We start from the raw sequence: 21,444 nt of genomic DNA, 5'->3' as shown, positions 1-21,444 counted from the left end.
CTTAAAAAATCATTCATAATTCACGCATTCAGCATTCATAATTATCATAAGTCCTCCTGCTTTACCACTGCCTTGCGGGACAGAAATATCTGCATCCCGACAAAGAAGCTGCGGTAACTCTGCGGTCCCACGGCGTACCGGGTTTGTCCGTCGGCGGTGTAGCGGTAGGTAAATACGTTACGGGTATTGAGCAGGTTATCAACGGCCATATACAGTACTGCAAAGTTGCCCCGGATGCTGGTAAGTTTGCTGGCCGTGAAGCTCACATTATGTACCGCCGGAGTGCGGTCGGTCATGAATCGCTCGTGGTTGGGGTTGTAGTACGGGCGACCGCTGGTGTAGGCGTAGGTGAGGCCCGCGCTGGTTTTGAGCTTGTCGAACCACCGCTTCGCCACCAGGCTCACGTTATGATTGGAGGCAAAGGTGGGCGTAGCCAGTACCTGGTACTGCTGAAACAGCCGCCGGGTATCCACGTAGCTGTACGTAACCCAGTAGTCGAGCCCCTTGACGGTCTTCTGGTCGCGCCAGAACAGGTCGAAGCCCTGAGCGTAGCCGTAGCCCCTATTGTCGGTGCGCCCCCAGGGGAAGCGGTAGGGGTTGGTGTCGAAGCGGTCCGGCGATCCGGGCTGACCCGTGTACTCCCGCACCAGCTGCGCGTAGTTCTTGTAGAAAGTCTCTACCCGGAAGGTACGGCTGCTCCGCATCACCTGGTAGTTCAGGATGAGGTGGTCGGCGCGCTCAAAGTTCAGGTTAGAGTTTAGGTATAGGTAGCGGTAGTCAGGATTCTGAAAAAATTGCCCCGCCGCCAGCGACACCTGGCTGTAGGCACCTGTCTTGTAGGCCAATGACAGCCGGGGCGCCAGGTTGAAGCGGTTGAGGAGAGAGGAGTACTCGGTCCTGACACCTACGCGTCCGGCCAGCTGACGACTCAGGTAGATTTCGGTTTCGGCAAAAGCCGCCGCGTATTGATCACGCAAGGAATAGCTAATACCACCAAAGCCATTCTGCAGGTTGATGCCATGTACCTCCCCTCCGAACAAGAGTGAATTATTTCCTGACAGCAGCCGTGTAAGTACCACCCGCGCCTGGGTCCGCTCATCGAGCCGGTCCATGCCCTGGCCGTCAAATGCCATGTCGTCGCTATTGCGGCTGTACGAGAAGCCCGAGTTGAGCAGCCACTTACCATCGCCCCAGCTATCGGTGTAGGTACTGGTGGTGAAGGCGTTGCGGTTGTGCAGGTCGAGGCGGTTCTTGATACCTTCGCCACCCGGTACGGCAGTACCAGGTCCTGCCGTACCGGGTACTACTGAGTTCATGCTCATACGGCTGTCGGAGTACATACCGTACACTTTCAGCAGGCCCGTCTGGGATGTATTGAGGCGGTAGGTCAGCGACGACCCTACAAACTCTGGCTCGTGCAGCCACTCGATGTTCTGCCTCACCAGCGCGAAGAGCGGCTTCAGGTTGCCGTAGTATCCCACCACCGACACCGACTGCTTCTCGGTAGCGTGGTCGTAGTTGAGGCCTGCACTGGCCAGGTTGAGGCTTACGCCCAGGCCGTTGTTGCTGGTTTTGTCGGTCGTATTCAGCAGCAGTACCGACGACAATGCCTGACCGTACTGGGCTGAGTACCCACCAGTACTAAACGAAGTACCTTTAAACATGAAGGGATTGAACCGCCCCCGCTGCTGCACGTCGGGTACTGAGCTGAAGAAAGGGTTCTGCACGATCATGCCATCAATGACTACCTTGGACTCCAGACCCGAACCTCCCCTTACAAACAGCCCCTCCTGCTCCCCTACCCGCTGGGCCCCCGGCAGTAGCTGCATGGCTCCTGTGATGTCGGCGGCGGCGCCGGCCGTGGTTACGATGTCCAGCGGCTTGAGCATGGCCATCCGCTTCTCATCTGAGGCTTCGAAGGCTCCCGCCGTGATGACTACGGTATTTAACTCGGTAGCGAGCTCTTCCAGCTTTACGGTCAGTACTACCTCTTTCTGGTTCAGCAGGAGCTTTTTCTCGAACGGCTCATAGCCCATGTAGCTGACAGCCAGCGTAGCCGTATCTTTCTCAAAAGTCCGGAAGCTGAATCTACCGAGGGTATCCGTAGTGGCTCCGTCGTAGGTACCTTTCAGAAATACATTAGCGCCGGGCAGCGCATGCCCCTTCCGGTCGGTGACCCTGCCGCTGAGGAGCGTCTGGGCCTGGGCGGTAGTGGTGAACAGGAAGAGTAAAATGTAAAGAGGCTTCATGGCTAACAGCTTTATGTTGTTGACACAAAACTATCAGCTACGAAGCCCCTCGGGTAATCAATTCAGACGAACCGCCGCGAACGGCAGAGTGAATTTCAGGATTTTGAGAATGAAGTAAATGAACCGTTAGATAAAATCAAAGCCTTTATGTGGGATATCATAGTTTAGAAGATGTACTTTACCAGAAGAACTAAATCATACCACTACCTATGAAACCAGTTTACAAAGTTGTTCCTTTCACTGCAGTTATCAACTTTAAAAAAGGAGAGAAAACCGTATCAGAACAACTACAATCACTTATTGATGTGTACGTTGCTGATGGCTGGGAGTACCTACAACTCGAATCTGTACCAACAGTCTATAATGATAGCGGTTGCTTTGGAATAGGTGCAAAAAGCACCCAATCATTTAATCATATGCTCATCTTTAAAAGATTAACCTAAAATGAATTTGCTGTTACAGATTCTAATTCGCCTTTACTGGCTTGTCGTGCCTCAGAAGCTTAAACCTAGATGTATTTTCAAAGAGAGCTGCTCAAGACACGTTTTTAGAATATCCCAGAAAATAGGCTTTCGAGCGGCGTTGAAGGCATTATTGTTTAGAGTGAGTAACTGCAGACCTGGATACACAATTGCCATCATTGAAGAGAAAATATATCTTATTACCGTTAGAGGTGAAATGGTAGGTGAAACAGAACTTAACGACACTATTTAAGGCCGTTCTTGGCATAGAATTAGTACCTTTGTAATAAAACTGTGGCGTACTAAAATAATGACCTCAATTACTCCCCATACACTTGGTTTTGGAACCGGCATCTACACTACTCCTGAGGTAGCGAAGATACTGCGTTTACCAGCCCGAAAAGTAAAGCGATGGATGCAAGAGTATTGGGAAAACTATTTTACCAAAAGTACTCGTATGTACTACTCCGAAGGTGTCGGTTCAGAGCAAGTAACAAACTTTCACACGCTCATAGAGTTTTTCGTTTTTTATCAATTAAGGGAGAAGGGTATTAGCCCTCAACAAATCATTAAAGCACATGATGTTTTAGCTAGCCGGTTCAAAACTGCTTATCCCTTTGCTACTCTTCCCATATTGACCGATGGCCGTAAAATTCTTTTTACCGATAAAGTAGGAGAGATAATAGATGCAGATGCGAGCCTCCAAATGTATATCACTGACGTTATTCGGCCATTTTGTCAACGAATAGAGTTTGATGAAAATCAGCTAGCCCGGCGCTTCTTCCCACTTGGGAAAGACCATCAGGTAGTAATAGATCCAGAAAGAAAATTTGGACAGCCTGTTATTGAAGGCACCACCATATTGACCGAAACAATATATAATTTATATAGAGCCGGAGAATCTGTCGAAACCATCGCCAAACTTTACGACCTATCGGTGGACCAGGTACAGGATGCTCTTGAATTTCACCGCAGAAGCGCCGCCTGATGAAATTTTTTATTGATGAAAACTTACCCCCACATCTGGCTCGGGGTCTACATATCCTTGAACAAGGTACCGGCAGTAGTATTGAAATACTGTCTATCCCAGAAGTGTTCGGACGAGGAGTCAAAGATGAAGAGTGGATCCCACAGGTAGGACAACAAGGGGGAACTGTGATCACGCAGGATGTAAATATTTTTAGAAAAAGGCAGCAAAGAGAACTGTTTGAGCAATGTGGCGTAGGCTTATTTTTTCTAAAACCTCCATCTAAGAGAGGTTATACGTACTGGGAAATGGTACAGCTTTTGGTCAATCGATGGCCTGAACTTAAACAACTGCATCGGCAAAACCAAAGGCCTTATGCTTTTGAATTTAGGCACGGCGGCAAGTTTATAAAGCTTTAAGCTATTAAAACTCATCTCTTCTACCTGCCGCCCTTTTCTCTACCTAACTATCTAGTACCCAATTGTATCATCGGATATTACCGGGCGGGCTACGGTACTTCCGTCACCGAAGCGACTCTTGGCTTCTTCGATAATAGCGATGGTAGCGGTGGCACCGATCCGGGTGACGCCCCACTCCCGTACTTTCAGGAGGTCATCCAGTGTACGTACTCCTCCGGCGGCTTTTACCTGTACCTGCGATGCACTATGCTGGCGCATCAGCTTCAGGTCGTGCTCAGTGGCTCCTTCGTAGGAGTACTTGCCGTCGCCCCCCTTCATAAATCCGTAGCCGGTGGAGGTCTTGACGAAGTCGGCTCCTACTTCACTACATATCTCGCATAACCTGATCTTGTAGGTATCGTTGGGTAAGTAGTCGTTTTCAAAAATAACTTTCACGATAGCTCCCTCCGCGTGACAGGCATCCGTCACGGCTTTGATCTCCTGCCTCACGTAGTCCCAATCTTCCTGCAGTACCTTGCCTATGTTCACTACCATATCTATCTCGGTAGCGCCGTCCCGACAGGCCTGGAGTGCCTCCGCTACTTTGATGCTCACGAGGCTATTGCCGTGGGGAAAGCCAATGACCGTACCCACGAGTACATCCGATCCGGCGAGCCATTGAGCCGCGGCGGCTACTGCGTAGGGTTTTATACACACGGATGCCACCTCGTACTGACGCGCAATGTCACAACCTTGCTTAAGGTCGGCGTCAGTCATGGTAGGATGAAGCAGCGAGTGGTCGATCATCTTGGCTAGTTCGTTAATTATGCTCATAATAGTAGTAGCCCCGGGAGGCTATTTTTTAAAAAGATGTACAAAAAATGATGAAGGTGTATTACTGAAAATTGCTGATCGTGTACTGCTCGGTGTTGCAGTACAGATGGCTATAAATGTAGTAGTCAGGGCGGCTGGTATGGTAGCGGCGATAAATCTGTACCAGTGGCGTAAGCGGTTTGACCTTAAGCAGAAAAGCCGTGACTTCGTCAGCCGAAACAGCCCGAATATCCTGCTCTATATTAGTAATTTCAATCTGGTGATTCACGCTGAGCGTCTTGAACAGCGAACCATCTACGAACGGTTTTTCGCAGAAGTCGTGCAGGCCCGAGTGCGGCAGATACGTGTACTCGATCATAATGGGCTCTTCGTTTACGAAGCGGACCCGTTCGAAATAGATACAGCCGGTCTTTGCCTCATCATCATTCAGACTATAAAAGAAGCGATCGGGCCAGGGGGTACAAGCGGGGATGCGCAGCATCATCGTCTTGACCTGGTGCTCGGCTCCTACCACTTCCGAAAAGCCCTTGAACGAAAGCAGCCCCAGCGACTTGCGGGTAGCACTGACAATACTGCCTTTCCCCTTTACCTTACGAATGTACCCCTCTCTGGCCAGTTCAGTAAGCGCCCTTCGGACAGTCATACGGGCTATTTTATGCTGGCCACCGAGCTCGTTTTCAGATGGTAGCAGATCTCCCTCTTTGTAATGTCCGGTCTGTATCTGACTTTTCAGTTGAGTGTACAACCGCTGGTAGTGTGTTAATTCCATCCGGGTGGCGTTGTAAGTATTGCTAACCTGTCTATACAAGAACAATATCTTAGCAGATCAATCTCCTCTAAAAGTTCTTGTATAAAGCTATTTCCTCCTTTAAAAGTACAACCATCCAATAGCATACTGTACTTAAATAAGGATTTTACGTAGCAACAAAACGAGCCTGTCTATTCAGATGAAGCCATGGACTGACTCCGTACGTAGGGGATCTCGATGGTTACTTCCAACCCGTTTCCGGGTGAGGAGAACCATGCTATCTTACCACTTAGTACAGTAACCCGCGATTCGATATTGCCTAGCCCGAGCCCTTTGCTGGCTTTTGCGTAGTCAAAGCCTTTGCCGTTATCACCGTAGAAGAACGAGATGGTATTGCCGGAAGGTACCACCGAAATAGTGACCTCCGTGGCATTGGCATGCTTGAGCGTATTGTTGAGAAGCTCCTGCGTGATCCGGTACAGCCCCATCTGCATATCCTTGGGGAGGTCATCGGGTAGGTTGCGGCATTCGAACGAAACCCGTACCTGATCCGATGCATTGATCTTACCAATCAGCTCTTCTACGGCCGCCGCGTAGCCGTACTGCTCGAGGGTTTTGGGGTTTAGCTCGCGCAGCAGTCGCCGGATGTCAATCATCGAGATCGTAATAATATCGAAGGCCTCCTGCTTGATACGCTGTGCCTCGGTATTGTCTTTCAGGAAGTTGGTCAGTGACGAAAGGTAGAGTTTCAGGGTAGCCAGGCGCGATCCTACCTCATCGTGCAGGTCCTGAGCTATGTTTTTACGCTCCTGTTCCTGAGCTTCCAGTACAATCTTAAGGCGCTCCTGCTGCTGGCGGTTCAGGCGCCGCAGGCGCCCTTGTACGATCAGGTAAGTACCTCCCGCTACCACGATCAGATAAAAAGCCGAGAACCACCAGGTACGCCAGAAGGGGGGCTTGATGACGATGAGTAGCTGCCGCTCCTGCCCGTTCCAGACCCGGTCGCGGTTAGCGGCCTTGACCCTGAACAGGTACTTCCCCGGCGACAGATTGGCGTAGCGCACGTACGTACGATCACTGGCATTGACCCAGCCCTCGTCCTGCCCTTCGAGGTAGTATTGATAAAAATTACGGCCATTGCTGTAGTAGTCTATCGAGGCAAATTCCAGCGAGAAGGTATTCTGGTCGTGCTGGAGGTAGATGATGTTTTTTTCGTTGATGTAGCCGCTGACTTCAAAGGGTTCTTCGTTGACCCTGAAATTATGGAAGTATACGTGGGGCCGGTACGACAGCTTCCTGAACTGACTCGGAAAGAAATAGTTGACACCGTTGACTCCTCCAAAATAGCACTCGTTGCGGGATGACATCATAAAGGCGTTGCCATTGTACTCATATCCCTGCAGACCATCCGACAGATTGTAGTTGCAGAAAACGCCCGTAGGGATGTCAAGGCTGGAGATACCGTGGTTGGTACTTAGGAATATCTGATCATCCTCACACACCAGTAGTCCGTAGATATAGGTGTTGGCGAGCCCGTCCTTTTCGTTGTAGAGGCGGTAGTCTTTTTTGGTTTTGTCAAAGGCCAGGAGACCTTTTTCGGTCGCGATCCAGAGTACATTACTTTTGGCATCTTCGCGGATGGTATTGATATTGAAATCATCTAATCCCTCGTAGACCTTCTGCCATTTACCCTTGCTGATCCGATAGCCATAGAGGCCTTCGAAATAGGAGCTCAGCCACAGAATACCCTGCTTGTCCAGGTAGGTAGCGAATATATTGCGGTCTTTTAGCAGCGGCACCCGCTCGTACGCCTCCGTTACCGGATCAAACAGCCACATCCCCATAGGAGTACCTATCAGCAACTTCCGGTTGGGTAGCTCCAGGATATTACGTACATAGGTACGGCTGCCGCTGTCGGAGTCGAACAGGTGTTTTTTGAATTGCCGGGTCTCTTCATCAAACTGCATAATACCGCCGTAGGTACCTACCCACATGCGATTCCTGCTGTCTCGATATATATATTTCAGGACGTTGTGCCCGTCGGTAAAGTACCGCTCCCGGATGAGCCCGCTCTTTCGGTCAAATATATCCAGGCCGCCTTCGGTACCAATCCAGATTCGCCCCTGCCCGTCTTCACCAATACAGCGTACCGACGGATCGCTGAGGTTTCGCTGGGGCTGCCCGGGATGAGCCTGGCCCAGGTACCCAAACATAGAAGCATTGGGTACTACCTTAAGTAATCCGTCCGGATCAGAGTTGGCCCAGATAATCCCAGTATTGTCGACGTACACCCGGTAGAACTCGTACTTCTTGAGGCTCTCGGGGAGGTTAGGCCGGTACTGAAACTCACGGAAACGCTTGGTAGCTTTGTCGTGTATCCACAGGCCATTACGCTGAGTACCGAGCCAAAGCTGCCCGTTGTGGTCTTCCGCGAGGCTGAATACTACCCCCAGCTCTTCCTCTTCCGACGCCCACTCAAACGACTCGTGCCTCTTCCGCTGGTGGTCAAAACGGACCAAGCCATGATCGGTACCCAGCCAGACTACATTTTGCTTATCCACCATAAGGGAGTAGACATTGAGCGGGGAGCCGTACTCATTGCGGGAGGTATTGTTGAAGTAGTAATGGTAGGTCTGGCTGCTGATATCAAATCGTACTACGCCTTTGGGTCCCAGCATCCATACATCGCCAAAAGGCGTACGGGTGGTCCAGTCGACGTAGTCGAAGTCGCGGCTGAGGTGAGCGTAAGTACCTATGCGCCGCAGACGGTTGGTCTTGAACTCGTAGGCCATGATTCCTTCGCCTTCCGAAGAAAACCAGAGTTCCTTTTCATCCGCATAAAAAGGGGAAGTACGTCTTTTCTGTCGGGACGTCCGGACCAGGAAGAAGCGGTCGGTCTTGCGGTCGTAGCGGTTGAGGCCCTCTTCGGAGCCTATCCAGATATCGCCGTTTTTATCTTCAACGATACCCGCCACATTTACTCCGTGGAAGGAAAACTTGTTGCCGGCGTCGGGCTTATAGACCCGGAAGCGGTGGCCATCAAAGCGATTGACACCATCCAGGGTACCCAACCATAAGAAACCTCTTGAATCCTTGAAAATATGATACGGGGAACTCTGCGACAGACCATCCTTTACGGTAATACGCTGTACCTGCATAGACTGGCTGTATGCTACCAGAGCATACAGCCAGCACCACCCTATCAATAAGAGTCTTATGTTTATCTTATGTGGCAAAACAATTAGTTAAAGCACTTATAGTTCTTCTAATACCAGATTTTTCCACCGTACCTTGATACCTCCTCCGTCGTGAATCTGCAGGGCGATGGAGCCTTCGCCGCGTCCGATCTTCTCATCCGTCAGGTCTACCATGGGCTGACCGTTCAGCCAGGTTTGTACGCGGTCACCTTCTACCCGGATGCGCATGGTGTTCCAGTCACCATATTTAAGTATCTTCTCCTTCTCTTCCGGAATCTTCACCAGCCATTCGCGGCCATACGACTCATAGATCCCGCCGGTATCATGGTTGGGAGGAGCTACCTCTACCTGCCAGCCCGTTACTTTGGTTCCTTCAAAGGTAGAACGAAAAAAGATGCCGCTATTGCCTTCGGCCTCCTGTTTAAACTGCGCCGTCATGTCAAAATTCTTGTAGTACTTGTCGGTAGCCAGGTACCCATACCCCTTGTCAGGACCGCTTTCACACACCAGTTCACCCTTATCTACGTACCACTTTTCGGTGCCGACAACCTTCCAGCCCGACAGGTTTTTACCATTAAAAAGCTTTACGCGTTTTTTGTCCGGGCCCTGCTTCGACTGATCGTTCCTACCATCTGCTGCAGCAAAAATATTACCAGCAATGAGCAACATGACACAAACATACAACCATTTGTAATCTTTCATAAGTACGGATTATTGTTAGTTATTAAATACACCTGTAGTCAAAGGTAGAACATTCCTCTTCCTAACCAGTTTATGAGTTGTTAATATACACATAACAACTCAAATCCATTTCAAGGTATGAAAAAGGCGAATTTTTGGATGAGATGGGCTACCTCTCTGGTAGCGGTGGCTCTACTATTCAGCACAGCAGGATGCAAGAATAACGATGACGATGTAACACCAAACACCGTATCTGACGTCATTCAGCAAGACAATGACTTTACTATTCTGGAAGCGGCCCTGCAACATGCCGGTATGATGGAAACCCTACGTACTGGTACTATTACGTTATTTGCACCTAACGATGATGCTTTCCGCGCATCTGGCTATGCTGATGCCGCTGCTGTCAGAGCTCTACCTGCCAATACGGTAAGAGATATGCTGCAGTACCATGTTATCAATACCCGCAATACTTCTACCGACCTTAAAACCGAGAATAATCAGGCATTTGTAATGCTTGGTAACGGTACTGCCTATGTTACCAAGAACACCGGCGGCGTATCCGTGAACGGAGCCCGTGTAGTAAGAGCCGACATTCAGGCTGATAACGGAATTATCCACGTCATTGACCGGGTACTGATGCCTGCTAGTCAGAATCTGATGCAGCTGGTTCAGGGCAATACTAACCTTAGTTACCTGGTGGCAGCCGCTACCCGCGCTGCTTCGGCCAATCCGGCGGTTATGACGGCACTGGCTTCCAGCAGCGATGCATATACTGTATTCGCGCCTACCAACCAGGCCTTTATCAATGCGGGCTACGCTACCCCAGCCGACATACAGGCGGCTAGTCCGGCGGCACTGGCTTCTGTTATTCTGTATCACGTAGTGCCGGGTCGGATGTTCTCGACCAACCTGGCCAATGGTAATGTTACTACGGCGGCCAATTCTCCGTTTGCAGTAGATGTAAGCAACGGGGTACGTATCACCGGCGGTGGTAACAATTCACAGGCGGCTACGGTTACTCAGGCCAACATGATGGCTACAAATGGTATTGTACACATCATAGACCGGGTACTGATGCCCGCACCGACTACGCCTACTACACCTGCTCAATAGGTTACTGAATGTATTCAGCTTAAGCGGAGCTCTGATGAGGGCTCCGCTTTTTTATTACACTACTCTTCCGGATATAACTGGTCTGTACCATTTGATTCAGAAGACTCATCAAAATCTTATACCTTCGCATACCACATATAATAATAAATGCAGCTTAAATCTACCAATAAAGCAGCTACGTTCGTTTTTGATTGGAGAAATGAGAGCCATCTAACACAAAACCACATGTATCGACTATGCAAAAATTAAACTACTTACTGCTGCATACCGCTAAACTGGTAGCCATGGTTTTTCTGATCAGTATAGCAGGATGTAAAGAGGCCGACCAGGATGTGAAGCCCAAGACAGTAACTGATGTTTTCCATGAAAACCAGGAGTTTAGTATTCTTTACGAATCGATAAAATATGCCGGTTTAGGTGATGCTCTCCGCACCAGCAATCTCACCGTTTTCGCTCCTAACGATAGTGCCTTCCATGCGTCGGGCTACGCGGATGCCGCTGCTATAAAAGCCCTGCCGGCGGCAGCCGTAAGGCAGATACTGGAGTACCATATCATGCCTACACGGATCAAATCAGAAGAACTGGGCACGGGTACCAACCAGGAATTACCTACCATGGCTAATAACAAAGCCTTTATCACCAAAACCGGCTCCGGTACATCCATCAACGGAGCCAGGGTAATAAACAGGGATTTGAAGGCCGATAATGGTATTATCCATGTCATCGACCGCGTGATCGTGCCAGCCAACCGGAGCCTGATGAATATTTTACAGGGCAATGAAGAGTATAGCTTTCTGGTAGCGGCAGTTACCCGGGCGGCTACCTCCAATCCGGCTATCCTGACTACACTCACATCGGAAGCTTCGTCGTATACACTCTTTCTGCCTACCAACCGGGCATTTATGGACGCCGGCTTCCCTACGGCGGCGGCTCTGGAAGCGGCAGGCCCCACGGCACTGTCTTCAGTCATTATGTACCATATTGTACCGGGGCGCCTGTTCTCTACCAATCTGGCCACGGGCTCACTCACCACTGCTTCTAACAAACAGATACGCGTAGAAACAACCAATGGTCTAAGAATTTCAGGGCCAGGCAATATGGGGCAGCCTGCCAACGTAACCAAGGCCGATATACTGGCCCAGAATGGCGTTATACACGTGATTGACCGCCTACTGTTACCATAATATAAATATTCCTACTTTTCATACGAAGCACAGCAACCTGTGCTTCGTTTTTTTTGTTACCAACTAAGCAAAAGATAAGTGTTACGGTAGTAAAACAATTTACATGACATCTATACGATTTCAGGCCCTTTGGGTGCGGTGGTCCATGGCAACTCTGTTGGTGTTGCTGGTGGTATTGTGGTGGTTAGCTCAGCGGGTTGAGTACAGGTACAGTGACGAAGACATTAAGAATCATTTTTCGACTTTGTCCATTGATCCACAGATACACCGTTATAAGATTGAGGACCGGACGGTTCGGTATGTAGAGTTCGGGGCAGATAGCTTACCCGTTACCATCATGGTACATGGCGCCCCCAGTTCACTAAGTTTTTTTACCCGATTTTATGAAGATACCGCCCTGCTGCGGCGTACTATGCTCGTGGGGGTAGATCGCCCGGGCTATGGGTACTCTGATTTTGGCAAATCAGTCATATCTGTTTCGGATCAGGCCCGCTACCTGCAGCCCATCATCAACCGCTACGCGGCTCAGGGACGTAAGGTAGTACTGGCAGCCTCATCGTACGGTGGGGCGGTAGTGGCCAAGCTGGCCATGAATAATCCAGACAAGGTATCCGGAATACTGTTTGTGTCGTCGTCACTGGCACCGGGTCAGGAGTATACCTACCCCATTAGCTACGCGATCGCCTCCCCCTGGTTCAGGTGGTTTTTCCCGACGCTAGTGCTGGTAGCCAATGACGAAAAACTCAGCCACCAGAAAGCCCTCGAGGATATTCAGGATGGCTGGGAGCGCATTCAATCCAAAATTATCCTGCTACACGGCAAGGCCGATGGGTTGATTTACTACTCCAATGCCGAGTACGCTCAAAAGCGGCTTATCAATGCTACTTCCCTGAAGCTGGTTCCTCTGGAAGGCATCGGCCACACGATCCTGTGGGACCGGCCCGACCTCATCCGCGAGAGTTTGCTGGAGCTTATTACTCCTGAGAAGCTCAGCGAATTGGCCCGAAACTAAGTAGAGATATTTCCAAAGCAGCACAAAGCCCCGACCTGCTGGCCGGGGCTTTGTGCTATAATAGGCTCCTGAGGGCTGAATTAATACAGTTCGGTAGCCGCGAAGAAAAAGCTTCCTTCGATGGCGGCATTTTCGTCCGAATCGGATCCGTGGATAGCGTTGGACTCAAGAGACCTGGCATATAGCTTACGCACGGTACCTTCTTCTGCCTTGGCCGGATCAGTAGCGCCGATCAGGGTCCGGAAGTCGGCCACAGCGTTGGACTTTTCAAGAATCATGGGTACAATGGCTCCGGACGACATGTAGCTGCACAGGCCAGCGTAGAAAGGACGCTCCTTGTGTACTTCGTAAAACTGGCCAGCCTGCTCACTGGTTAGCCGGGTTTTCTTCATGGCTACAATTCTGAATCCTGCCTCTTCAATCATTTTGATAATAGCTCCGGTATGTCCGTCAGTTACGGCATCGGGCTTGATCATTGTGAAGGTTTTGTTACCTGACATAGTAAATGTATAATTTTATTTGATCGTAAAAATAAGCCAAATCTATTATAATACCCTCACCAGTATCCCGTTTGACGCCAAATAAGCCTCCTAAAATAAAGAGTTGACTATCAGGGATTGAGGTGCGATCATATCTAAATATCAACACTTTTGTTAATTTTGTGCGCTTTATATAGCTTTTCTTTATTTCTAATACTATTACAGTGAATCAAGCGATAGACGCGTTACGCGATCTTTTATCCCAGCCCCAGCGCATTATCATTACAATGCACCGCGATCCTGACGCTGATGCGCTCGGTTCCTCACTGGGATGGGCGCTCTTTCTGCGGCGACAGGGGCACCAGGTTACTGTCATCAGCCCTACCGACTATCCTAACAATCTCCGCTGGCTGCCCGGGATCGAAACAGTAATGGTCTACGAAGAAAGCGGGGCTTCACGAAAGATCTGCCAGCAACATATAGAGCAGGCTACCCTTATCTGCTGCCTTGACTTTTCGGCGCTATCGCGGCTTAAAGATCTGGGTAAGGTAGTGCAGGAGGCCACTGCTACCAAGCTACTGGTAGACCACCACCTCGAACCGGAGCAGTTTGCCGACCTGATGGTGTGGGATACCAACGCGGCTGCTACGGCCCAGCTTATTTACCAGATCATAAAAGCGCTGGACCCAAACCTGTTCCAGAACGAGCAGGATATTCCCCTGGCGGAGTGCCTGTACGCGGGTATCATGACCGACACCGGCTCGTTCAGACACGCTAGTACTACGCCTGAGGTACATCTGGCCGTAGCCGACATGATGCATACCGGCTTTGAGCTTAATCGGGTACATCGTCTTATTTTTGATAGTTCTCCCTTATCGCGGCTCCAGCTGCTGGGCCATGCGCTATCCAAGATCCATGTCCTGCCCGAATACCGTACCTCGTACATGACTCTTACGGCTGCCGATCTGGAGCTGTACTCTTCCAGCGTGGGTGATACCGACGGCATCGTCAACTACGGCCTACAGGTTGAAGATGTGGTTATGTCGGCGCTGTTTATAGAGCGTAAAGACGAAGTAAAAATATCCTTCCGCTCGGCGGGAGACTTTTCGGTACGTGATCTGGCGCATGCTTATTTTAATGGAGGTGGCCATAAGAACGCCTCCGGAGGGCGCACGACCCTGTCACTGGCCGAAACGGTACAGAGTTTTCTGGCGGTGCTGCCTGAGTACCAGGCCCAGCTTCAAAGCGTACGCTAAATCCGGAACAAGGACACAAAAACAGGATTCTTAACGTTATAGAAGTTATTATCTGATCGAGAGTATTAATAAACATTCAACAATACCTTTTTTTATAAATTATAAACCAATGAATTTGAGAACAATCGGTTTTGCGCTGGGTATAGGTATCCTGGCCGCCTCCTGCAACCAATACCGCACGCAGGTAACAGAAAACGGCCTTAAGTACCAGCTCCACGAGCATAACGACGATGCCCGCCAAGCCAAACTAGGTGATATAATGACGTTTCATCTTGTACTGAAAAACAGCGAAGATTCAGTACTGCGTGATACGTACAAGGAGTCAGCCCCCGTTAAACTAGTACTTCAGCAGGCTCCTTTCAAAGGTAGCTTTGAAGAAGGACTGGCTATGCTGGCTAAAGGTGATAGCGCTACTTTCTATGTCAATGCTGACTCACTCTTCTCAAAGATGCAGCAGCCTATGCCTCCTATGATCAAGAAGGGCTCTGATCTGGGCTTTACCGTTAAGGTTATGGAGGTTCAGACTTCGGAAGAATTTCAGAAAGAGCAGGCCGCACAGGGTGCCAAGCAGAAAGGCGTAGATGAAAAAGTAATTGAGGACTATCTGGCCAAAAATAATCTGCAGGGTAAAGCACAAAAGACCGAGTCAGGACTACGTTATATAGTACAGCAAGAGGGCTCAGGTGCTACTCCAAGCCAGGGTGATGTAGTGAAGGTACACTACACGGGCAAACTCCTGGATGGCAAAGTATTTGACAGCTCGCGCGAAAACCCTCAAACGGGTGGCCAGCCTATCGACTTCCGCGTAGGAGTTGGTATGGTTATTCCGGGCTGGGAAGAAGGTATCATGTCCATGAAGAAGGGCGGCAAGCGCACCCTGATCATCCCATCAGGTCTGGCTTATGGTCAGGAAGGTGCTCCCGGAGCTATTCCACCTAACTCAGTACTGGTATTCGATGTTGAACTTGTTGATTTCTCAAAAGCAACACCTGGTAATAATATTCCGTAAGGATGAAAAAATTCAGAAGTAAAATAGGATGGGTAGTAGCGCTGGGAGCAATCTTTGGCGCTACCCTATTTGCGTGTCAGGAGCAAACCACGATTTTCAATAATGAGAAAAGGGAGCAGAATGACCGTGAGATAAGGGCGTACCTGTCACAGAATGGCATTACGGCTCAGCGTACGGATGAAGGGCTGTACTACCGCATAGTATCTACGGGTGCAAGTGGTCAGAAAGCCGCCGAAGGCGACCAGATACAGGTACACTATGTGCTCTCGCGGCTGGATGGCATGGTAGTAGATAGCAGCGAACGCAACAGCCCTAAAACAGCTATTTACGGTGCTTCCAGACTGTCCACCACCATCGGCTCGACTCCTAACCTTCCGCTGCTGAACGATCAGGCCATGGTAATCCTGTTTAGCCGACTTGTTAAAGAAGGTGACTCTGTTACCCTCCTGGTGCCTTTCAACCTGGGTATAGGTTCCGCAGGCTCGCTTACGCTGCCTGCCTATACGCCTTATCGGCTGGATATGAAGGTAGTGAATATCCGTACGGAGACAGAGCAGCTAAATGACTACATGACCAAGTATGGAGTACAGGCTGCGGCACCTACCGAGAGCGGCCTCCGGTTTGGACTACTCACTGCCCGACCTGACTCAGCCCTACTCGCTGAAACAGCTACCTACTCCGTTAAGTATACCGGTCGTCTTATGGACAATACCATTTTTCAGTCAGATACAATGGATGTTACCCTTAGCAGCAACAAGACCGTTCAGGGATTCACCGAAGGTCTGAAGAAACTACGGGTAGGCGAAAAAGCTAACCTGCTGTTCCCTTCTTCGCTCGGGTATGGCCGTCAGGGCCAGGGAACTACGATTCCGCCTTATGCTCCGCTTCACTTTGAGGTAGAAGTACTGAAGAAAAAATAGACGTAAACACATTACCTGTAACGGCTGTTCCAATGGTGGAACGGCCGTTTTTTTATACCTTCAATACCCCATTATTTATATGGAGCTCTGCTTTGCAACCAACAATTCCCACAAACTTATCGAAATACAGGCCCTGCTCGGAGACAACTTCCGGCTGCTTACGCTACAGGATATAGGCTGCTACGACGAAATTCCGGAAACACACGAAACCATTGCCGAAAACTCACGCGAAAAAGCAGAGTACATCTGGCAGCGCTACCAGACCAACAACTTTGCTGATGATACCGGACTGGAAGTATACGCGCTAAACCGGGAGCCGGGTGTGTACTCAGCCCGCTACGCAGGCCCGCAGCGCAATGCCGATGACAACATACAGCTCCTGCTTGAGCGCCTAGCCGAAAAGCCAGATCGTCGGGCACGATTTGTTACAGTAATTACGCTGACACTGGATGGACAGTTTTACCAGTTTGAGGGAGCCGTGGAAGGTACCATTATTTCGGAGAAGCGAGGGACCAATGGCTTTGGCTACGACCCGGTATTTGTTCCTGAAGGGCATGATCGCACGTTTGCTGAGATGACTCTGGAAGAAAAAGGAAAACTAAGCCACCGGGCCAGAGCCTTTGCCCAGTTAGCAGCCTTCCTGCGCGAGCAATCTCAGGCGTGACGAAGCTGTCATTCCAGTAGTGTAATTAGTAACAATAAAATCCACACCAAACTATGAACATACCCAGCTCTGACTCATTCAGGTACGATGGCACCCGATCTTTTGCTATTTATGATACCCAGACACGCATTAAAGACATATACGAGGATAAACAGGAGTATCAGCAGCTTCTGAAATCATACGTGGAGCAACTCGACGAGCTGCAAAGCGTCATGTACGCCCACGACCGGTACGGACTGTTGCTGATCTTTCAGGCGATGGATGCCGCCGGTAAAGACAGTACCATCAGGCACGTACTGACCGGTGTAAACCCAATGGGTATTAAAGTACATTCGTTCAAGCGCCCCAACGATCAGGAACTGGATCATGACTACATGTGGAGGTCCAACCTGCTCCTTCCCCAGCGCGGTACCATTGCGGTGTTCAACCGCAGCTACTACGAAGAGGTACTGGTAGCGAAGGTACGTCCCGAAATAGTTACCCGGCACCAGCGTATTCCGGCTGAGCTAACCAAAGACCTGGACCAAGTGTGGCAGCACCGCTACCAGGACATGGTCAACCTCGAGACCTACCTCTACCACAATGGAATCCGGACGATAAAGTTCTTCCTGAACGTTTCGTTTCAGGAGCAGGCCAAGCGGTTGATAAGCCGTATTGATACCTCCGCCAAAAACTGGAAGTTTGAGGTAGGCGACGTAGACGAACGTGAGCACTGGGACGATTATCAGCAGGCTTATGAGGATTGTATCAATGCTACGGCTACGGAGCTGGCTCCCTGGTACGTCATACCCGCTGATGATAAGAAGAATATGCGCCTGCTGGTCGGGAAGATTATTGTAGAAGAGATGAAGAAGCTGGATATGAACTACCCTGCCATCACTGAAGAGCAGCGGCAGCATCTTCAGCAGCTTGTAGACGTCATACAGGGACAGACCTCCAAGAGATAGTAATCTGGTATAAACTATGAGCATAAAAAAAAGCAGGCCTCACCGGGCCTGCTTTTTTCAGGAGTTAGTTAACCAAATATATTAGCGGATTACAAAATTACCACCACCGATACGGTATCCTTCAGCATATAGCTCTACGCTATATTTACCAGGACGGAACTGTGAGCTATAGTCATAGATCATCTCAACGCGCTGGTTGTTGTTAGTGAAAGGTACAGTCTGGCGAGCAGTAAACTTAGTATCCTGACCGTCTACGTTTATTTCGCCTGAGCCAGTAGCATCGTCAGACAGTACAGCTCCTTCTGGATCCAGTACCCGTACATAGATATCCTTAGGCTCCTGACGAGTAAGTGAGTTCTCAGGCAGGTCAAACACCAGTTTAATTTTGTCTACACGCTTAGCTTTGTAGGCATCATTATCTTTGGTTTTGCCCTTAGACGTTACAGCCAGTACCTTCAGGTTCTGAGCCTTCAGAGCCGCTGCTCTGTTTACTTTCTCGGTCAGATCACGGTTCTGAGCAGTAAAGATATTCACTGTATCAGCCAGCTCGGTCTGACGCTGTACCAGACGCTCACGCTCAGTGCGCAGTGAACCTACCTGTGTATTCAGAGAGTCGTTTGATGCCATCAGCATCTGGTTCTCTTCACGTAGTTGAGCGATCTCTACGTCTTTTTCGTTCAGGTACTTCTCGTACTCTTTGATCTTAGCCAGGTACTTTCTGGTTTCGTTCCGGTTGCTTTTCTGGAATGAGGCTTTGTCAGCTTCCAGTTGAGCTCTCATTCTGGTCAATTCTTCCACATCACCACCGAGTCTTTCTACTTCGGCAATTTTAGCGTCGAGCGCTCTTGATACGGAGTCAAGTTTGGTTTGAGTGGATGCCAGTTCTTTGGCTCTTGATACGATTTCCGTTTCTTGTTGTGTTAACTCCTGCTTTTGTTGTACAAACAAATAGCCAAATATACTTGTAGCAATAGCCAGAATAGCTACCACCGCCCAAGCCGCACTCTGCTTTTTCTTTTGTTCGTTTTGCATACTACAAATTGTTTAGGTTGAAAATAAAGAATTGAAAAAGCGTACATGTTTATCTCACAAGCCTTTATTGGTTGGTTACGGTGAAGGAACGGCCCTTTATTGTACATTATTGTAAAAAAACTTTCTCATTTATTTAACGTATAATTTTCGGGCTGCTTCCTCGTACTTATCTCCCGCCGTCCACTGGGGAGCTGTCGCACGATCAGCTATGAGCCGTGCAGCATAGGTATATGCCTGCGAAAATTTCAGTAAATACCCAAAATCTACGGTTTCCGGATTGTCTGACACCTGGTGGTAATGTTTCATGATATCCTGGTCAAACTTGCGGAAGCCCGGTGTGAATGTTGGGGCAGGAATGCCTTTAATGGCAAAATTGACGTTGTCTGAGCGGTCAAATAACCCTTGCTCCGGTGATGGATCTGCCACTACATCCAATCCAAAGGCTTTGGCAGCGGCTTCTATTTCAGCTTTGGCTCCGGTACGATCTAGTCCTATTATAGATACTATACTGGTATCATTGTAGCCGGCCCCATCAGAGTTCAGGTTAAATATACATTTGTTAAGTGCTAATAATGAATTGCTTGCATAATAACGACTTCCGAGCAATCCGAGTTCCTCACCGGTTACTGCAAGTAACAAAACCGAGCGTTTGGGCGGATTTTTGGCCAATGCCTCGGCCGATGATAACAAGGCTACGCAGCCAAAGGCATTGTCGCGGGCACCGTTGAATATACTGTCCTCGGCAGTATAGGGCTGCCCTCCCTGCTTACCTACTCCTACGTGGTCATAATGCGCCGAAAGTATGATGTACTCATCCCTCAGCTTTGGATCGCTTCCTTGTATATAAGCTGCTACATTATGGCTAATGATCCGCTCACTCTTACGCCCTTCGGTAGTCAGCCTAACAACGGTATTGGCCGCACGCAGTGCGCGTGTCAGTTTGGCTTCTTTGCCATTTACCCACACGTGGGGCAGGGTAGACTGGGGGGCGGCATCCGTAGTCTGAGCTAAGGTAATCTGTTCGCGGGTAAAATTGCGGGTAACAATGTTCCAGGGTATAGGTGCGGTAAAAAGCTCTATGACTGCCGCGGCTCCCTTCGCAGCAGCCAGTTGGCGCTTCTGGTTAGAGCTGGCAACGATCTCAGCCGGAGTTTGATTTTCGGGCGAGCCGCTTTGTACCAGTACTATCTTTCCTTTTACATCCAGCCCCTTGTAGTCATCCCACCCTTTGGCAGCATCTTCAAGTCCGTAGGCGGCATATACTACAGGTGCCGACAGATTAGCGGCATCGCCTGCAATCAGCAACCAATCATCATTATTACGCATGGGTTCATTATTGACCACCAGCTCACCTTTCCCGCTGGCACCTACCCGGTCTAGTGGTACGGGCTGGTAGTAGGTACTTTGTCCGGGTACGGGAGTAGCTCCGTACTTCCGGAACTGCTCGGCCAGGTACCGGGCGGCAACCCGGTTGCCCATCTCGCCCGTGCGGCGGCCCATAAGCTCGTCTGACGCCAGAAAGCGCAGATGCGCTTCGGCTACTTCTTGTTTCAGATTAGATACGGGCAGGTCTCTGGTTTGCTGAGCCAGGGAAGTGGCAGCCACCAGCATACCTAGTGTTGTTGATAGAAAAGTTCTACGCATAGTATGAAAGGTAAGGTTATAGTAGGTTTATGAACGGGTATTTAGTTAATCTGGCCGCTGATGGAAAAAGGCTTGCGATCGCTGACAACGAGCTCCTGGTAGCCCCGGATCTGGTAAGACTGGACGCGCCACGCACCTCCCACTGCCCCACTACGTAGTAGCAGATTTTTCTCGGACTGATATAGTTTATTTTCAGTAAGTAGCTTGGCCTCTATCTCTTCCGGCTGCCCCCCCGCGGTATTCAGCCTGATACGCAGGTACCTGACAGGGAGGTCTTCATCGGGGCGTACCCTGTACTCATACGTAAGCGAGTCGGGACGGGAGGTAATATAGCTAAGACGATAGGCGGGCTTATTAATATCAGCCTGAATGAACAATTCCAGTTCCTGCGCCCAATCTACCTCTTTGGTAGTGCGTACCTCCTCTTCACCGTCTACCTGCATGGCTTTTGTTACCGACGGGTCCTGCTGGGCAAGCAACTGCACCTGCCCGTTTATGAATCCGGCTACGTCGTAGTACAGATTGGGTTGCTGCTGCTGGGTAGTACCGGGTGACTGACACCCAAAGACGGTAGCCAGGCTACAAAGTAGGGAGAGAGTGATCTTTTTTTTCATGGTAAAATAAAAAAGTCAGAGAGCCATAGCAG

21 protein-coding genes are annotated in these 21,444 nt (G+C 49.7%); 12 read left to right on the top strand and 9 right to left on the bottom strand.

Annotated elements, in window-relative coordinates; translation table 11 throughout:
* Positions 1 to 44: 44 nt before the first annotated feature.
* Positions 45 to 2,249 (bottom strand): TonB-dependent receptor, encoded by a 2,205-nt coding sequence (locus tag JTN23_RS04625; protein WP_247232726.1) that lies wholly within the window; start codon positions 2,247 to 2,249, stop codon positions 45 to 47.
* Positions 2,250 to 2,458: 209 nt separating this feature from the next.
* Here JTN23_RS04625 and JTN23_RS04620 point away from each other — a divergent pair, with 209 nt between their 5' ends.
* Genes JTN23_RS04620 through JTN23_RS04610 form a run of 4 tightly spaced genes read left to right on the top strand, consistent with a single transcriptional unit; the run spans position 2,459 to position 4,096 of the window.
* Entirely contained in the window at positions 2,459 to 2,692 is a 234-nt protein-coding gene (locus JTN23_RS04620; protein WP_247232725.1) for a DUF4177 domain-containing protein, read from the top strand.
* A 1-nt stretch (position 2,693) separates the two neighbouring features.
* Positions 2,694 to 2,963, top strand: coding sequence for a membrane protein insertion efficiency factor YidD (gene yidD, locus JTN23_RS25975; protein WP_409049430.1), 270 nt, complete (start codon positions 2,694 to 2,696; stop codon positions 2,961 to 2,963).
* 57 nt (positions 2,964 to 3,020) lie between these two features.
* Positions 3,021 to 3,698 carry a DUF433 domain-containing protein gene (locus JTN23_RS04615; RefSeq protein ID WP_247232723.1) on the top strand — a complete coding sequence of 226 codons (678 nt, stop codon included), beginning with the start codon at positions 3,021 to 3,023 and terminating at the stop codon, positions 3,696 to 3,698.
* Positions 3,698 to 4,096: a PIN-like domain-containing protein gene (locus tag JTN23_RS04610; protein WP_247232721.1), complete on the top strand. Its 399-nt coding sequence runs from the start codon at positions 3,698 to 3,700 to the stop codon at positions 4,094 to 4,096. The genes JTN23_RS04615 and JTN23_RS04610 overlap by 1 nt, the downstream gene beginning before the upstream one ends.
* Before the next feature lie 51 nt (positions 4,097 to 4,147).
* On the opposite strand, the gene deoC is transcribed toward JTN23_RS04610, so the two are convergent.
* The 4 genes from deoC to JTN23_RS04590 all read right to left on the bottom strand — a co-directional run bounded on the left by deoC (position 4,148) and on the right by JTN23_RS04590 (position 9,556).
* On the bottom strand, positions 4,148 to 4,909 hold the full coding sequence (gene deoC / locus JTN23_RS04605; RefSeq protein WP_247232719.1) for a deoxyribose-phosphate aldolase: 762 nt from the start codon (positions 4,907 to 4,909) through the stop codon (positions 4,148 to 4,150).
* Positions 4,910 to 4,970: 61 nt separating this feature from the next.
* Entirely contained in the window at positions 4,971 to 5,678 is a 708-nt protein-coding gene (locus tag JTN23_RS04600) for a GntR family transcriptional regulator (protein ID WP_247232717.1), read from the bottom strand.
* Positions 5,679 to 5,848: 170 nt separating this feature from the next.
* Positions 5,849 to 8,815: a ligand-binding sensor domain-containing protein gene (locus JTN23_RS04595; RefSeq protein WP_247232716.1), complete on the bottom strand. Its 2,967-nt coding sequence runs from the start codon at positions 8,813 to 8,815 to the stop codon at positions 5,849 to 5,851.
* Positions 8,816 to 8,911: 96 nt separating this feature from the next.
* Complete coding sequence (locus JTN23_RS04590) at positions 8,912 to 9,556, bottom strand: 3-keto-disaccharide hydrolase (protein WP_247232715.1); 645 nt, start codon at positions 9,554 to 9,556, stop codon at positions 8,912 to 8,914.
* 117 nt (positions 9,557 to 9,673) lie between these two features.
* On the opposite strand from JTN23_RS04590, the gene JTN23_RS04585 reads away from it, so the two are divergent.
* The 3 genes from JTN23_RS04585 (at position 9,674) to JTN23_RS04575 (ending at position 12,847) form a co-directional block, all read left to right on the top strand.
* On the top strand, positions 9,674 to 10,651 hold the full coding sequence (locus JTN23_RS04585; RefSeq protein WP_247232714.1) for a fasciclin domain-containing protein: 978 nt from the start codon (positions 9,674 to 9,676) through the stop codon (positions 10,649 to 10,651).
* Between the two features lie 236 nt (positions 10,652 to 10,887).
* A complete protein-coding gene (locus JTN23_RS04580) occupies positions 10,888 to 11,835 on the top strand; it encodes a fasciclin domain-containing protein (protein WP_247232713.1) in 948 nt (315 codons plus the stop codon).
* A gap of 103 nt (positions 11,836 to 11,938) precedes the next feature.
* Positions 11,939 to 12,847 (top strand): alpha/beta fold hydrolase, encoded by a 909-nt coding sequence (locus JTN23_RS04575; protein WP_247232712.1) that lies wholly within the window; start codon positions 11,939 to 11,941, stop codon positions 12,845 to 12,847.
* Positions 12,848 to 12,927: 80 nt separating this feature from the next.
* On the opposite strand, the gene JTN23_RS04570 is transcribed toward JTN23_RS04575, so the two are convergent.
* The gene (locus tag JTN23_RS04570) at positions 12,928 to 13,347 is read right to left on the bottom strand and encodes a nucleoside-diphosphate kinase (RefSeq protein WP_247232711.1); all 420 of its coding nucleotides are present in this window, start codon (positions 13,345 to 13,347) and stop codon (positions 12,928 to 12,930) included.
* A gap of 203 nt (positions 13,348 to 13,550) precedes the next feature.
* On the opposite strand from JTN23_RS04570, the gene JTN23_RS04565 reads away from it, so the two are divergent.
* The 5 genes from JTN23_RS04565 (at position 13,551) to JTN23_RS04545 (ending at position 18,122) form a co-directional block, all read left to right on the top strand.
* On the top strand, positions 13,551 to 14,582 hold the full coding sequence (locus JTN23_RS04565; RefSeq protein ID WP_247232710.1) for a DHH family phosphoesterase: 1,032 nt from the start codon (positions 13,551 to 13,553) through the stop codon (positions 14,580 to 14,582).
* Positions 14,583 to 14,691: 109 nt separating this feature from the next.
* A complete protein-coding gene (locus JTN23_RS04560; protein ID WP_247232709.1) occupies positions 14,692 to 15,591 on the top strand; it encodes an FKBP-type peptidyl-prolyl cis-trans isomerase in 900 nt (299 codons plus the stop codon).
* A gap of 2 nt (positions 15,592 to 15,593) precedes the next feature.
* Positions 15,594 to 16,511, top strand: coding sequence for an FKBP-type peptidyl-prolyl cis-trans isomerase (locus tag JTN23_RS04555; protein WP_247232708.1), 918 nt, complete (start codon positions 15,594 to 15,596; stop codon positions 16,509 to 16,511).
* A 79-nt stretch (positions 16,512 to 16,590) separates the two neighbouring features.
* Positions 16,591 to 17,175, top strand: a complete 585-nt coding sequence (gene rdgB / locus JTN23_RS04550) for an RdgB/HAM1 family non-canonical purine NTP pyrophosphatase (protein ID WP_247232707.1) — start codon at positions 16,591 to 16,593, stop codon at positions 17,173 to 17,175.
* Positions 17,176 to 17,228: 53 nt separating this feature from the next.
* Positions 17,229 to 18,122 carry a PPK2 family polyphosphate kinase gene (locus tag JTN23_RS04545; RefSeq protein WP_247232706.1) on the top strand — a complete coding sequence of 298 codons (894 nt, stop codon included), beginning with the start codon at positions 17,229 to 17,231 and terminating at the stop codon, positions 18,120 to 18,122.
* An 81-nt stretch (positions 18,123 to 18,203) separates the two neighbouring features.
* Here JTN23_RS04545 and JTN23_RS04540 read toward each other — a convergent pair whose 3' ends face one another.
* From JTN23_RS04540 to JTN23_RS04530, 3 genes are all read right to left on the bottom strand, one after another.
* Positions 18,204 to 19,154, bottom strand: a complete 951-nt coding sequence (locus JTN23_RS04540) for a DUF8428 domain-containing protein (protein ID WP_247232705.1) — start codon at positions 19,152 to 19,154, stop codon at positions 18,204 to 18,206.
* Positions 19,155 to 19,283: 129 nt separating this feature from the next.
* The gene (locus tag JTN23_RS04535; protein ID WP_247232704.1) at positions 19,284 to 20,798 is read right to left on the bottom strand and encodes a M28 family peptidase; all 1,515 of its coding nucleotides are present in this window, start codon (positions 20,796 to 20,798) and stop codon (positions 19,284 to 19,286) included.
* A 41-nt stretch (positions 20,799 to 20,839) separates the two neighbouring features.
* Positions 20,840 to 21,412: a hypothetical protein gene (locus tag JTN23_RS04530; RefSeq protein WP_247232703.1), complete on the bottom strand. Its 573-nt coding sequence runs from the start codon at positions 21,410 to 21,412 to the stop codon at positions 20,840 to 20,842.
* Positions 21,413 to 21,444: the final 32 nt, after the last annotated feature.

The sequence above is a fragment of the Telluribacter roseus genome, from assembly GCF_017355915.2.
In the GTDB taxonomy this organism is placed as follows: Bacteria; Bacteroidota; Bacteroidia; order Cytophagales; family Spirosomataceae; genus Telluribacter.
Note: the sequence above shows the minus strand (reverse complement) of the source record. Positions and strands in the feature narration are given on the sequence as shown.